Annotated in this window: 17 protein-coding genes; 13 read left to right on the top strand and 4 right to left on the bottom strand. The window is 43.8% G+C overall.

Features of this window, described 5'->3' with window-relative positions:
* The 3 genes from O8C68_06985 to O8C68_06975 all read right to left on the bottom strand — a co-directional run.
* Positions 1-543, bottom strand: a 543-nt coding sequence (locus O8C68_06985) for a dihydrofolate reductase family protein (protein MCZ7395546.1), incomplete at its 3' end; no start/stop codon positions are given.
* A gap of 57 nt (positions 544-600) precedes the next feature.
* Positions 601-1,104, bottom strand: coding sequence for an SRPBCC family protein (locus tag O8C68_06980; GenBank protein MCZ7395545.1), 504 nt, complete (start codon positions 1,102-1,104; stop codon positions 601-603).
* Entirely contained in the window at positions 1,101-1,676 is a 576-nt protein-coding gene (locus O8C68_06975; protein ID MCZ7395544.1) for a dihydrofolate reductase family protein, read from the bottom strand. Before O8C68_06975 ends, O8C68_06980 begins: the two co-directional genes overlap by 4 nt.
* Before the next feature lie 185 nt (positions 1,677-1,861).
* Here O8C68_06975 and O8C68_06970 point away from each other — a divergent pair, with 185 nt between their 5' ends.
* The 10 genes from O8C68_06970 (at position 1,862) to O8C68_06925 (ending at position 9,802) form a co-directional block, all read left to right on the top strand.
* A complete protein-coding gene (locus tag O8C68_06970; GenBank protein MCZ7395543.1) occupies positions 1,862-2,392 on the top strand; it encodes a peptidylprolyl isomerase in 531 nt (176 codons plus the stop codon).
* Between the two features lie 5 nt (positions 2,393-2,397).
* Positions 2,398-3,126, top strand: coding sequence for a dienelactone hydrolase family protein (locus O8C68_06965; GenBank protein ID MCZ7395542.1), 729 nt, complete (start codon positions 2,398-2,400; stop codon positions 3,124-3,126).
* 175 nt (positions 3,127-3,301) lie between these two features.
* On the top strand, positions 3,302-4,324 hold the full coding sequence (locus tag O8C68_06960; protein ID MCZ7395541.1) for an alcohol dehydrogenase: 1,023 nt from the start codon (positions 3,302-3,304) through the stop codon (positions 4,322-4,324).
* Positions 4,317-5,027 carry a nitroreductase family protein gene (locus O8C68_06955; GenBank protein MCZ7395540.1) on the top strand — a complete coding sequence of 237 codons (711 nt, stop codon included), beginning with the start codon at positions 4,317-4,319 and terminating at the stop codon, positions 5,025-5,027. The genes O8C68_06960 and O8C68_06955 overlap by 8 nt, the downstream gene beginning before the upstream one ends.
* A 247-nt stretch (positions 5,028-5,274) precedes the next feature.
* Positions 5,275-5,958, top strand: a complete 684-nt coding sequence (locus O8C68_06950) for a hypothetical protein (GenBank protein MCZ7395539.1) — start codon at positions 5,275-5,277, stop codon at positions 5,956-5,958.
* The gene (locus O8C68_06945; protein ID MCZ7395538.1) at positions 5,921-6,220 is read left to right on the top strand and encodes a hypothetical protein; all 300 of its coding nucleotides are present in this window, start codon (positions 5,921-5,923) and stop codon (positions 6,218-6,220) included. The genes O8C68_06950 and O8C68_06945 overlap by 38 nt, the downstream gene beginning before the upstream one ends.
* Complete coding sequence (locus O8C68_06940; GenBank protein ID MCZ7395537.1) at positions 6,162-8,315, top strand: hypothetical protein; 2,154 nt, start codon at positions 6,162-6,164, stop codon at positions 8,313-8,315. The genes O8C68_06945 and O8C68_06940 overlap by 59 nt, the downstream gene beginning before the upstream one ends.
* Before the next feature lie 75 nt (positions 8,316-8,390).
* Positions 8,391-9,047, top strand: coding sequence for a M50 family metallopeptidase (locus tag O8C68_06935; protein MCZ7395536.1), 657 nt, complete (start codon positions 8,391-8,393; stop codon positions 9,045-9,047).
* Between the two features lie 176 nt (positions 9,048-9,223).
* Positions 9,224-9,397: a hypothetical protein gene (locus tag O8C68_06930; protein MCZ7395535.1), complete on the top strand. Its 174-nt coding sequence runs from the start codon at positions 9,224-9,226 to the stop codon at positions 9,395-9,397.
* A gap of 3 nt (positions 9,398-9,400) precedes the next feature.
* Positions 9,401-9,802 (top strand): class I SAM-dependent methyltransferase, encoded by a 402-nt coding sequence (locus O8C68_06925; protein ID MCZ7395534.1) that lies wholly within the window; start codon positions 9,401-9,403, stop codon positions 9,800-9,802.
* A gap of 312 nt (positions 9,803-10,114) precedes the next feature.
* Here O8C68_06925 and O8C68_06920 read toward each other — a convergent pair whose 3' ends face one another.
* Complete coding sequence (locus tag O8C68_06920; protein MCZ7395533.1) at positions 10,115-10,747, bottom strand: SdpI family protein; 633 nt, start codon at positions 10,745-10,747, stop codon at positions 10,115-10,117.
* Positions 10,748-10,884: 137 nt separating this feature from the next.
* On the opposite strand from O8C68_06920, the gene O8C68_06915 reads away from it, so the two are divergent.
* The 3 genes from O8C68_06915 to O8C68_06905 all read left to right on the top strand — a co-directional run.
* Positions 10,885-11,595, top strand: coding sequence for an ABC transporter ATP-binding protein (locus O8C68_06915; protein MCZ7395532.1), 711 nt, complete (start codon positions 10,885-10,887; stop codon positions 11,593-11,595).
* Between the two features lie 9 nt (positions 11,596-11,604).
* Entirely contained in the window at positions 11,605-13,050 is a 1,446-nt protein-coding gene (locus O8C68_06910) for a hypothetical protein (GenBank protein ID MCZ7395531.1), read from the top strand.
* A gap of 227 nt (positions 13,051-13,277) precedes the next feature.
* The coding region (locus tag O8C68_06905; GenBank protein ID MCZ7395530.1) for an NAD(P)H-dependent oxidoreductase at positions 13,278-13,378 on the top strand (101 nt) is incomplete at its 3' end.

Here is a 13,378-nt window from a genome sequence, read left to right as displayed (position 1 = left end):
AACATTGCCTGAACTAAACGTCTTTGTTTTCAAAAGTTTAAGATTAATCCTGTCCTTGATGTCTTTAAATAATGGTTTGCCGTGGCCCAAGACAACAGGATTCACTATAATCCGATATTCATCAATTAAGCCAAGTTGCGTAAAAGTTGATACAATGCTGCCACTACCGAATATCACCATGTCCTTACCGGGCTGTTGTTTCATTTTCGCGATTTCTTCCTGTATAACCTCTTTAACCAGCCTGGCATTTTTCCATTCAACTTTTTCCAGAGTCTTTGAAAAAACAATTTTGGTTATATTATTTATTTTGTGGGAAATTTCAAGATCGCTCTTTGAAGTTGACAGGTTCGTAGCCGCGGCAGGCCAATAACTTTCAAAAAGTTGATAAGTCACTCGTCCGAATAAAATAGTGTCGACCGTATTTAGTAGATCGATGGCATATTGGTTAAATTCTTCATCCACGATATGCCAATCTATTTCTCCACTTGGTCCTGCAAAGAAGCCGTCAAGTGAGACCATCATTGATACAATTACTTTTCTCATATATTTTTCCAAAAATTCAGATTCTCGCCAAGTACTCGGCGAGGCGACTTAGAATCATTACGCTTTCTCCTTTTCCATTTTTTCCAAAAGCTCGTCAAGACGATCATACGAATCATTGACCCCCCTTTCCATGCCAGACTGAAGCATACCATCACGGTCAGCAACAGACTGGAAGACAGAATGAGACGTTAGCTTTGTCCTGTCACCGGGCAATACTTCAAATCTCGCCGTTTCGAGGACGACATGCCCTTTTTCAGGAAGCCCTTCAAACTCAAATGTGCCGATAATTCTCTCAGGGGCTGTGACCTCATGAGTCACGCCATGAAATGCATAGTCGTTGCCATCTTTATCTTTATGGATATATCGCCACATGCCACCGTTTCTCGGTTCAAATTTCTCAAGAGTCATGACGAGTTCCCATGGCCCAAGCCACTGTATGTAAAGCTTCGGATCTGTGAATGCTTTAAAAACGAGCTCACGGGGTGCATCAAACTCCCTTGTAATGAAGATCTCTTGTTTGCCTGGTATTGCTGTAATTTTTGTCTGATTATTTTTTGTCATTTAGTGATCTCCTCCTTTGTGTCAGGCTGATAGAGAAGCAGAACGACCCCATTCTTAAACGTCCCAGTTTTTACAAGTTTCAGATTAAGCCTGTCCTTGATGTTTTTAAACAAGGGTTTTCCGCTGCCAAGAACAACAGGATGGACTAAAAGCTGATATTCATCGATTAAGCCAAGATTCGTAAAAGTTTGTACGATGCTGCCACTGCCCAATATCACCATGTCCTTGCCGGGCTGTTGTTTCATTTTTTGGGTTTCTTCTGCAATGTTGTCTTTAATCAGCCTTGTATTCCTCCATTGCGCCTTTTCCAGCGTTTTTGAAAAAACGATTTTGGGTAAGTTATTCATCCTGTCAATGAGGATTGGGTCTTCGGCAGGTGGGGAAGCGGATGGCCAGTAACTTGCCATCAGTTCATAAGTTACTCGTCCAAGTAAGATTGTGTTCCCTCTACCTGCCTGATTGGTGGCATATTTAGCCAATTCTTCCTTCCGTTTAAACCAATCTATTTCCCCGTTTGGTCCCGCAAAGAACCCATCAAGCGTTACATTTTCAAATGCAATTACTTTTCTCATATTAATTGACCCCACCCCTTCCATTTAACAGCTCTTTCTCTGTTTTCTCCATATCGTCCCCCCATTGAAGCATAATCTCAATTATATGTTAGAAATTTTTGCTATAAATACTTGTCTGGGATTGCTGCTGGGATAGGTTTATTTAACAAAAATTTTATAACACGTAAGTAACTTCAGGTGAAACTATGGCAAGGAAAAAGATTTTGATTACAGTCGTTTTGATTGCGCTGATGGCATTTACGCTTGGATGCACCGAAAAATCCCAGCCCGCACAAAGTGGAAAAAACAGAATAGCCACCATCGAGACCAATAAGGGTATAATAAAATTCGAGCTCTTCGAAAAAGAGACCCCAATCACTACAAAAAACTTCATAGAATTGGCACAGAGCGGTTTTTATAATGGTCTCACATTCCACAGGGTTGAGCCAGGGTTCGTAATTCAGGGCGGGGACCCTAAGGGAGATGGCTCAGGCGGTTCAGATAAGACCATTCCTCTTGAGATAGCCCCTTCACTGACGCATAAAAAAGGTGCAGTGGGTATGGCTCGCTCCACTGATCCGAACAGTGCGTCATCCCAGTTATATATAGTCCTTGCAGATGCAAAGTTCCTGGATGGGCAATATGCAGTATTTGGACAGGTCACTGAAGGGCAGGATGTTGCTGAAAATATCGCAGTAGGCGATAAGATGCTGAAGATTACAATAGGAGAGAAATAACCAACATGGCAGATATTATAATCAGTCGCAAAAAACACCATATTCCAGCTTATATTGCCGGTACGAGAAATAAGCGCGCTGGAGTCATTCTCATTCACGAAGTATGGGGGCTTAACAAGAATATCAGAAGCCTTGCTGATCGCCTGGCTGCTGAGGGCTATGTTGTTCTCGCACCGGATCTTATTTCCCAGACCGGAATCACTGAAAAAATAGACCAGTCCATTTTGGCTGAGGTAGCCAATCCTTCTACCCACGATGAAGCCCAGAAGAAACTGCGTGCGGCTATGAGTCCGATCATGTCGGAAGAATTCGGGAAGGAAACAGTAGAACGGCTCAGAATATGCTTCAGCTATCTAAAGCTGGAGTACAAGGTGGAGAAAATTGCAGTCATGGGATTTTGTTTTGGTGGTACCTACAGCTACAGCTTTGCAGCAAGTGAACCGACTCTTGCCGCAGCTTTGCCGTTTTATGGACATGCGCTTGAGAAAGAGGAAGAATTGGCCAAAATCTCATGCCCGGTCATGGCATTTTACGGCGTAAAGGATATTGCGTTAGTGCAGGGCCTGCCGCAACTTGAAGCGTCAATGAAAAAGCTCAATAAAGATTTCCAGTACAAAGTATATCCGAATGCTGGCCATGCATTCATGAACGATACAAACCCGACAACATACAATAAAGAAGCAGCGGAGGATGCCTGGGAAAAAGCGTTGCAGTTCTTAAAGAAACATCTTTAAAAACATGAAGAATATCCAGTCGCTGTGGGACAAAAAAATTGATGTTCTGAGGAATAGAGACCGGGTATTACTAAAAAAGATTAGCCCAAGAATGATTTCATTTTTTAAAACTTGAGGAAACTATAAAGACTTGATTTGTTATTTTGATTATTAAGCTATAATGGAGGAAGATATTATGCCAAAAATGAAAGCGATACGGGTGACTGCTCCGGGAACAGATTTTAAGTTGGTTAATATTGATATTCCTGAGCCAAGAGAGAACGAAGTTCTTATTAAAGTTGAAGCATGTGGTATCTGCCATGGGGATGTGTTGGTAAAGGAAGGCCACTTTCCTGGCCTCACCTATCCAAGGATACCTGGACATGAAGTTGTTGGAGCCATAAAAAAATTAGGTTCTGACTCAAAACATTGGAAAGTTGGGCAAAGAGTTGGGATTGGATGGCATGGCGGCCATTGCCACCACTGCAGAGCCTGTCGTAATGGTGAATTTGGAACTTGCGAAAATGCTCTTGTTACAGGTCTTTCAATTGATGGGGGGTATGCAGAATATATGGTAGCTAGAATGGAGGTGCTTACACCTATTCCCGAAGAGCTTAATTCAATTGATGCAGCACCGTTGCTCTGTGCTGGCAGAACAACTTTTGGAGCATTAAAAAGTTCCAACCTAAAAGGAGGTGATCTTGTAGCAATTCATGGATTGGGAGGACTTGGTCATCTTGCAGTACAATTTGCTAATAAGCTTGGTCTAAAAGTTGCAGTAATTTCAAGAGGAAAAGAAAAGGAGCAATTGGCAAAAAAGCTTGGAGCTCACTACTATTTTGATTCAAATGCTGTTGAACCAGCGGAAGAGCTAATGAAACTGGGCGGGGCAAATGTCATACTTTGCACAGCTCCAAACAGCAAATCAATGGCAGAACTTGTAAATGGTTTAGCCAGAAATGGTCAGATGATTATAGTCACCTTTTCAAACGAACCAATGACCATACCGCCAGTTATATTAATGATGGGTCAGAGATCAATTAGCGGATGGGTTGGAGGAACTCCTGAAGACGCATTAAGGTTCAGCGTCGTTTCTAAAATAAAGCCAATGGTTGAGGTTTTCCCACTGGAGCAGGCCGCTTTAGCTTTTGAAAAGATGATGACTGCAACAGTTCACTTTAGGGCTGTTTTGAAAATTGGAAGTGATAAGAATGACTGATATAATTAAGCTAATCCAGGAAAGACATTCCAGCAGAGGCCAGTTTGATCCAAAAAAGCTTATTCCAAAGGATAAATTAAAGATGATTTTAGAGGCAGCACGTTGGGCTCCAACAGCACACAACATGCAGAACTTTGATATTATTGTAATTGATGATAAAAAGGTTATTGAAACTCTTGGAAAAATCGAATCCATTATATCAGAAGAATTTATCAGAGAAAACTTTGAGCAGCTATCCATGTCAGAAGAAGAGCTAAAAAGAAAAAAAATAGGGATTTTAGGAACCCAATTTCCACCAAATTGGAGAGATGCTTCTAAACTGGATGAGGCAATTAAGGAAAGAAACCCTACTCCTCTCAGCGACACTATCAGGGGAGGGAATACAATCCTTTTAATTATTTATGATAGAAGAAAAAGAGCTCCAGCATCTGAGGGCGACGTTCTAGGTTTCTTAAGCCTCGGTTGTGTGATGGAAAATATATGGTTAATGGCTCAATCATTAGGTGTAAGCATGCATATAATGAGTGCGTTTGGTGGTGTGCAGAAAGAATTAAAGAAGATACTTAATATTCCTGAATATATGGAACTTGGATTTGCATGCAAACTAGGCTACCCTGTTTCAGAAACAAAATATCTGAGGGTAAGACGGGATATAGGGTCTTTCACACATCATAATAAGTATGGGGAAAAATGGTTAGCCTGAAAAATTATCATTTCTTTTTTTTCTAATCGATTTTTAAATCGAAGTTTTATTGTTCTTATCCTATTGTTCACTCAGCTAGTGCTTCACCGCTTTCAGATGCAATTTTTATCTTCATAATTTCATAAGATTTCTTTTGCTTTTAATTAAATATTTTACTTCTATTCTGAACCGAATACTTTCGCCCCGCTCTCAAATTGCTTTTAAGCTGATCCGTCCTACCTTATTATTCCCCTCCGGTGTGAGTGTTATGTCTTACTGCATTAGCGCCCGCAGTCTACCTGTATTGCCATGCATTGACCTTCGGGATTTCAAACCCTCATGCATCACCGTGATTGAGGGTTCATCCGGTCTGGTGCCTGATGTTTTATTCCGCCTCTGCGCTGCCTCGGTTGTATCATTAGACAGGGATGCTGTATTTGTGGACGGCGGGAACAGTTTCAATCCCTACACCCTCTCAAGGATCGCAAAATCCTTCGGCGCAGAGCCCAGGAAAGTACTCTCTCGCATTCATGTCGCCCGTGCCTTCACCGAATACCAGATGGAAGCCCTGATAAATGGATTGCAGGATGCACTTCCGCAGTGGAACCCCGCCGTACTGGCGATATCCTATCTGCCTTCCCTGTTTTCTGGCTCGGACGGCATGAGACTGTTCGAGCCGCTGCTTGAACATTTAAAACTGCTGACTGCGTCTTCTAGCGTTATTACAGCAATCACGAGTTTCGGCGGCTCATGGTACGGGGACAGGCAGCTTGCATCCAGGGCCGACAGGGTCATCCGCGTAGAGCAACCCTCAAAGAAGCTCATAAGGCTATTCGATAACGGTCACGTTTTTGAGTATATGCCCGTGCCGCCAGGGCAGATGAGGTTTACAGATTTTACAGGAGGTGATGCATATGGGCAGAACAGTGCCCAGCTTCCGAATGTTGCTTGAGGAAATGATAGTGGAGCTTTCAGTATTCAGAAGGGCGCTGCGCGGGGAGGATAAGGCTGCATTCGATAGCCTCATGAACAAGGCAAGGAAGCATGCATCATCCTGCACGGTTGCGCCTACCCTTGACCCGATGGATGCCGTGTTCCTGTCTATTCTTATCGAGCAGCAGAAGGAAATCAATTCACTGCGGGAGGCGAAAGCGAATGTTCCTGCTGGATATCAGGTACAATCCGGAGAACTGCACCATAACAAGATGGATTAAAGACGGCTCAGACTGCAAGCCAGAACGTGAGGTGTATTATCCCAGGATATACATTTCAAATAAACCAGAACTTTTATCCCTGATAGCCAGCCTGCCCGGTGTGAAACATACGCATTTTGAAGAGAAGAGCACGTGGCTCGGCAAAGAGCCTGAAAAAGTAATATCTGCTGCCATAGAACCGAATTCAGTTTACGAGATCGCCTCGATGCTTGAGGCGAAGGGATGCAGCCTGTACAACATCGACCTCGACCCGGTCAGGCAGTATCTCCTTGAATACAAGCTGTTTCCAGCTGCAAGACTCAAAGGAGATATTCTTGATGACAGCCAGTATACCCTTGACTATGAAGTGCCCGAACTTGTAAGCATGGAATTATCGGTAATACCAGGCAGGGATAAAGGAATTATCACGATGGACGACCCCATCGGCAGGATTGTTTTTGGTAACAGCGTGATCGAGGGAAATTCTGAAGCGAAGATGATCAATAAACTTAACATTGAGGTTGCTCATGCCGACCCCGACCTGATACTTACGGAACGAGGAGATAGTTTTGACCTGCCGTATTTGCATCACCGCGCAGCTTTGCACGGCATTGAACTGCAGCTTGGAAGGGAGAAGGATACCCTGCCTGAAGGCAGCGGAAAATCATATTTCAGCTACGGGAGAATTCTTTACAAACCCAGAGGATACTTACTGGCAGGACGGCTGCATCTTGACAGATCTTCTTTTATGTTCTCAGAAGGCGGACTGCTTGGACTAATTGACCTTTCCCGCATAACTGGAATCCAGCTGCAGGAACTCTCGCGCCTGAGTCCCGGCAGCGCCGTGACTGCGCTTCAGGTCAACCAGGCTCTGCGTGACGGCGTACTCGTTCCCTGGAAGCGCAACCTTGCAGAATACTGGAAGACAGCTGAGGAACTGCTCATCGCTGACAGGGGCGCCTTAGTGATAGAACCGAAGGTAGGGCTTCATGAGAACGCATTTGAAATTGACTTTGCATCCCTCTTTCCCAACATCATGGTGAAGCACAACATCTCGCCTGAAACGGTGCTGTGCGGATGCTGCCCGGATTCGGAAAAGCGTGTTCCGTTTACGCACTACAACATCTGCCAGCAGCGTACTGGGCTTATTCCGCGCGTGCTCAAACCCTTAATAGAGAGGAGAATAACCTATAAGAAGCGCATTAATGATTGCCCATCGAGAGCGGAGGAGTATGAGATGAAACAGAACATACTCAAATGGCTGCTTGTGACAAGCTTCGGGTATATGGGCTTCAACAAAGCGCGCTTTGGCAGGATAGAATGCCATGAATCCATAACTGCCTATGGACGTGAAATTTTGCTTCGCACAATAGAGCTTGCAGAGGGTATGGGTTTTGAGATACTGCACGGCATTGTGGACAGTCTTTGGGTGAAAGGAAGCGAACCTGAGAAGCTCTGTGAACTTGCATCCCGCGAAATAGGCATACCTCTTGAGCTTAAAGGCGAGTTCAGGTGGATCGTGTTCCTGCCCAACAAGTCAAATGGAGTTGGAGCACTGAACCGGTATTACGGGGTGATGACGAACGGCAAGCTGAAAGTGCGGGGCATAGAAACAAGGCGGAGCGATACGCCGCGGGTCATAAGCGACATGCAGGATGCCATGCTCGGAAAGCTTGCAGAAGCAAGAAACGCTTCCGAGTTTTACCAGAAGATACCTGAAGCTATCGTGGTATTGCGGGAATACACAAGAAAAGTGCTTGACAATGAATGTGAATTTTCTGACCTGATATTCAAGACGCATGTATCCAGAGGCTGCGATGAGTACAGGCAGTTCAATAACCAGATGGCTGCTATGAGGCAGCTGAGGCAGGAAGGTATAGAGACACTGCCGGGGCAGAGCATTCGCTACATAATAACAGACCATAAATCCAGAAGCTGGCAGAAACGGGTTATGATACCAGAACTTGCAGATGAGAACACGCAGTACGACAGGGTAAAATACTACGAATACCTGCTTCAGGCTGCTGAGAGTATGCTGCTACCCTTCGGATACACGAAAGAACGGCTGGATGAGATTATGAGAAGGAAGATGCAGAGAAGCCTGTGCGGATACTGAAAAATACTAAGAAAAAATATACAACATAAGATGTTCATCTAAAATGGTGTGTATATCATACTGCTCCTGGCAATCGTGCTCTATTTAATTTCCGAATATTTACATCGATCCCTTTCGTCATCGGCATCGAAAACTTTGTATGTTGTTCTTATGTTGCCGGGAACGATCGTACATGAATTCAGTCATGCTTTAGTTGCTCTGCTCATGGGTGCACGTATAACAAATTTCAGTGTCATACCGTCGGGGGACACTTTAGGACGAGTAGAACATACAAATCCAAAGATACCTGTCATTGGCAATTTTGCCATCTCAATCGCTCCATTGATTGGATGCCCGGCAATACTGCTTCTTATAAGCAAATATCTTGGAATCCATTTCAATTATTTGCCAGGCTCTTTTGACATACTCACAGAAACACTGTCTTTACTCGAAGGAAGTCTTTCTTTCATTATGGGCCTGGATTATTTGAACTGGAAAACATATGTTTTCCTATACCTTGCATTAGCTTTGGGAGCTGGCGCGGCACCGAGCAAGAAGGACATAACTTACATGATTCCTGGTCTAATAATTATTGTTGTTGCGATTCTTGCATTGAACTATTTCGGCATTAATATTCCATATCTCAATATTATAGTCTCTTGGATAAGTGTAGCTCTTACGATCGCGATTATTCCTTTACTGACCATAACAGCCATGGTCGCGATGCTTAGGTTGATAGCTGTTGTAAAATAGTTAACCGTGGCTGGCCAAGTGTATATGAGTAATCCAGGAAGAGGTAAAGAATTCCATTTTAGGCTAATTCTTCACACCGCCTATCTCTCGCTACAAGAGAGCCTGTCCATGCTTTCCACACTGATAGCATCCTCGGAAAGTCTCTTATTGATCTACGCAAATGATGGTGAGGAAACATGAATTTTTTTGATTCTGCATACGAGGGTATTCCGCCATGGGATATAGGACGTCCCCAGAATGAATTCATCCGGCTTGCGGAAGATGGAGAGATAAGCGGAAGAGTTCTTGATGTGGGATGCGGAACAGGAGAGAACGCATTATATCTGGCTGGACTGGGTTTTGAAGTGTAGGGCATTGATGCGGTACCATCTGCCATCAAAAAAGCAAAAGAGAAGGCTAAAAAACGTGGAATAACCGTAAACTTTCTCGTTTCCGACGCTCTTAAACTTCAATTACTTCAGAATAAGTTCGATACCATAATCGACTGCGGCCTCTTCCATGTGTTCTCGGATGAGGAGCGCCCGATTTATTCTGCAAGTTTATCTTCTGCGCTCTATCCCGGTGGCAAGTATCTCATGCTCTGTTTCAGTGAGCATGAGCCAGGATCATACGGGCCAAGAAGAGTAACTCAGGCTGAGATACGTGCCACGTTCGGCAAAGGCTGGAAGATAAATTACATCAGGGAAGCGAAGCTTGAAACAACGTTTAGTGCAGAGGGTGTTAAAGCATGGCTGTCCTCCATTACTCGTTTGTAAGATAAAAAAGACCTGCGAACTTCTGTATAATTTTTTTGCTTCTCTCCTTTTCGGCGGACGGTCCAGCTTTAAGCCGTCCTTCTATCAGTTTCGGATCGTTTTTTAAGAAGTAAGAGTAATCGTTATGACTGCTATCGAAAAAATGAACAGAAAAACCCATGCTTCCCAAAAATCCTCTGACCAAGCGGGGACAAAAAGCAGTACTCCCAAGATAATAACCAAATGTGTAAGTCCAAAAAGCGCTTTCCTCGTTAAATCCGTAGTGCCTTTATCCATGTGTCTAAATTATAGTTATATGAATATATAACTCTCTTATTTCTCTTTCTGATATTCAAAATATGAATACACAAAGGTAAAAATGGATATTAAGATCACGGGAACAACGATAATAAATACTGCAAAATTCTGAAAAAATATTGCTAAAAGAGTAACCACTCCAGCGATCTTGAACAACTTACCGCCAATTTTATGAGTTTTATCCCATACTTTATCGCTACTCAGTGTCCATGGTGTTCTTATTCCGATAAACCAGTTCCTTTTTGCATTTTCGATCAGGACTCCAGCATAATAAAATAGTACAGCCAGAGCTGGAGATAGAAAAGCAGTCATATTGAATGTATATCCGGAGTTCCAGAAAATTGTCAGTAGATAAATGTACAATAGAAAAACCATTATCAAGACTACAAATCTATCATAGTATTTTCTGAATTGCTGTATATTGGATTTTAACGGGTCTATCCTGGGTATTAAAATAAAGAGCAATAACATTCCCACTGAAATGATCGGCATCAAAAACACTCCCCAGAACTTTGACATATAACCATTAACTTGCCCCCCGGCATTCCAGTGAGATGCCAATTTTTCCGGCATTTGAGGATAATAATAGATGCCAATAGCGAAGGATAGAATGATTATTCCAAATATGATTATTTCACTTTTTCTCATGTTCATGAATATTCACTCATGTTTTATTAATAGCCTGTTGCTATGAAAGTTGGACATCAAGGAACTCCTAACATAATTATTTAAAGAAGCATGATAATATATTATTCTAAATTAACAGGTAGGAACAGGCGATCCTTTTGCTCCCCATAGTAACACAAGCCCTCACCAAGCGATTCGGCGAACTGACAGCAGTAGAAGATCTATCCATAACCATCAAATCAGGCGAACTCTTCGGCTTCATAGGCCCCAACGGTGCGGGCAAAACAACCACCTTGCAAATGCTCAGCGGACAGATACCCCCTACCTCCGGCACCGCGAAAGTGTTAGAAATAGATGTTGCTTCCGACCCCATCTCAGTAAAAGCCGCTATCGGCATAGTTCCCGAACTTGAATACCCGCCTTCATTTTTGACAGTGGAAGAATATCTGCATTTTGTGTCATCGGTCAGGGGACTGCCTGAGAACGGGAATGTGAACAGGTGGATAGAATTTTTCGATCTTGAAGAAAAACGAGAGACGATGTGCATGAGCCTCTCCAAAGGGCAGAAGAAAAAAGTTACCTTATCGGCGGCGCTGCTTCACGAACCCAGAATGCTGTTCATGGACGAGCCTTTCCTCGACCTTGACCCGCTCATCCAGAGGAAATTCAAAGCCTGGTTGCTTGACTTCGTGAAAGGCGGGGGTACCGTGTTCCTCAGCACCCACATCCTTGAGCTTGCTGAAAAGCTCTGCACCAGGGTGGGCATCATTGATAAGGGCAAACTGGTGGCCGTGGGCAGTCTGGAAGAACTCCGCAAAGCTAAAGGTGAGGACTTGGAGCAGATTTTCGTGCGTCTTGTTTCTGCTTAGGGGAAAACTGTGCTCGATGTGAAGATCCTGAAATTGATGTTCAAGGAAGAGTTCAGGCTTCAGGCATCTTTTTTCAATCGTTCCTATTTTCTATTTTCGTCCCTTACTATCGTCCTTTTTACATTCATAATGGGAGCGACCCTTCCCATGCTGCGGCGGGCCGTGGCGATAGATGACCTGCTACTTGTGGCGCACTGGGTACTGCTGTTCTACGGACTCAGCGTCGGCGGTTTTGCCATGTTCGGAGATCGCATCCTTGAGCGGCGCTTTGGCAGCGTGAGTCTTCTTCTGGCAAGCGGCTACACCCTGCCCATACGCTTCAGGCGGCTGTTTTTCCTGTTTTACATCAAGGATACACTTTACTATGTCTTCTTCACCATCCTGCCGATGATACTCGGACTCGCGCTGGCATCCGTGTTCGTGCCTATCTCTTTTTCTTCCCTGTTATTCCTCTTTGTTTCACTTACCCTGTCATTTTTACTCGGCATCAGTTTCAGCGTGCTTCTGTTCGCAGCACTCGCGCGTCTGGGCGCTGCTGCATTGATAATAGCTGCGGCAGGAGGGCTCTATCTGTGGTTTACAGGGATTGATATTAAAGAGGTAGCGGCTCAACTTCCCGCACTTGTATTCTACCATTCCCATTCATTTTACCTGGTACTTGAAGTATTGATAACATTACTGGCGCTCGGAGTGATCTCCTCCTTTTTCATAAAAGAAGTGCCCACTCCCCATGAGCGCAAATCAAAAGAGGCGTTCATGAAAACTGCGCGTTTGACTTCCCGGCTTTCATCGAAATATAGCCCCATGCTATCCAAGGATATCATAGACCTTGTACGCAGCGGCATCATATTCCCGGTGATACTGACTTTCCTTATGCCCCTTCTGTTCTTATATGCTGTGACATGGTTCATCGAATCTGTAATGCTCTGGGACTTCAATTTTTCCCTGCTATTCTATGCAGCCATGGTTGGGTTCTTCTGCACCCTGCTCTATAGCTGGCTGTCCAACATTGACATATCAGAATGTTACAATTCCCTGCCCTTGTCCATGCCCCATGTTATCCGGACAAAATTGATGCTTTTCCTGTTCTTTATATGCCTTGTGGCAGTGCCCTATCTTGTAGCAATAGGATATCTTAAAGGAGAGATGGACTTGCTGTTGATTGGACTTTTCATAATGTTCACAGTATCTGTATATGTGGGTTCTGTGCTTGCTTATCTCACAGGATTGTTCACGAATAGCTATCTTCTCGACGCAAAGATCCTGCTTCAGTTCTCGCTAGCGGTGGTTCCTGTACTGCTGGCTGAAACGCTTTTGTCATTCTATTATCCGGTAAACAGCGAATTTTCAACGGTCTATATCGCGGGTCTGGGACTTATCCTGGTCGCAGCTTCCATAGTATTCCTGAGCAGGCTGGACAGCCGCTGGAAAGGCAGGATGTTCAGGATTGCCTGATCTTGCCGTGCCTTGAGCGTTCGTTGTTATACAATATAGAGAACCATATTCACTATAAAGACAGTTTCGAAGTCCTGAAGAACTATCAGGGTCAAGGCTTTCTGCGCTGATAATGAAGCTCTTCATATCTTAATATTCAGTAAGTATCAATAATTCTCTATAAATAATAATTAAAATAATCGGTATTTTATTCCATGAAGTGGTATTTGCATATAGAGGCGATCAGCATGAAGGTAGTTGCATTTAACGGAAGCGCCCGAAAACAGGGCAACACTGCAATTCTCATAAACCATGTGTTCAGCGAATTGGAAAAAGAAGGGATAGAAAC

This window comes from Candidatus Methanoperedens sp. (genome assembly GCA_027460525.1).
Taxonomy (GTDB): domain Archaea; phylum Halobacteriota; class Methanosarcinia; order Methanosarcinales; family Methanoperedenaceae; genus Methanoperedens.
Note: the sequence above shows the minus strand (reverse complement) of the source record. Positions and strands in the feature narration are given on the sequence as shown.

Excerpts from the sequence above, each read along its gene's own strand:
- O8C68_06975 (MCZ7395544.1), bottom strand. The coding sequence starts at position 1,676 with ATGAGAAAAGTAATTGCATTTGAAAATGTAACGCTTGATGGGTTCTTT.
- O8C68_06980 (MCZ7395545.1), bottom strand. The coding sequence starts at position 1,104 with ATGACAAAAAATAATCAGACAAAAATTACAGCAATACCAGGCAAACAA.
- O8C68_06950 (MCZ7395539.1), top strand. The coding sequence starts at position 5,275 with ATGTCTTACTGCATTAGCGCCCGCAGTCTACCTGTATTGCCATGCATT.
- O8C68_06960 (MCZ7395541.1), top strand. The coding sequence starts at position 3,302 with ATGCCAAAAATGAAAGCGATACGGGTGACTGCTCCGGGAACAGATTTT.
- O8C68_06940 (MCZ7395537.1), top strand. The coding sequence starts at position 6,162 with ATGTTCCTGCTGGATATCAGGTACAATCCGGAGAACTGCACCATAACA.
- O8C68_06965 (MCZ7395542.1), top strand. The coding sequence starts at position 2,398 with ATGGCAGATATTATAATCAGTCGCAAAAAACACCATATTCCAGCTTAT.
- O8C68_06930 (MCZ7395535.1), top strand. The coding sequence starts at position 9,224 with ATGAATTTTTTTGATTCTGCATACGAGGGTATTCCGCCATGGGATATA.
- O8C68_06970 (MCZ7395543.1), top strand. The coding sequence starts at position 1,862 with ATGGCAAGGAAAAAGATTTTGATTACAGTCGTTTTGATTGCGCTGATG.
- O8C68_06920 (MCZ7395533.1), bottom strand. The coding sequence starts at position 10,747 with ATGAGAAAAAGTGAAATAATCATATTTGGAATAATCATTCTATCCTTC.
- O8C68_06955 (MCZ7395540.1), top strand. The coding sequence starts at position 4,317 with ATGACTGATATAATTAAGCTAATCCAGGAAAGACATTCCAGCAGAGGC.
- O8C68_06945 (MCZ7395538.1), top strand. The coding sequence starts at position 5,921 with ATGGGCAGAACAGTGCCCAGCTTCCGAATGTTGCTTGAGGAAATGATA.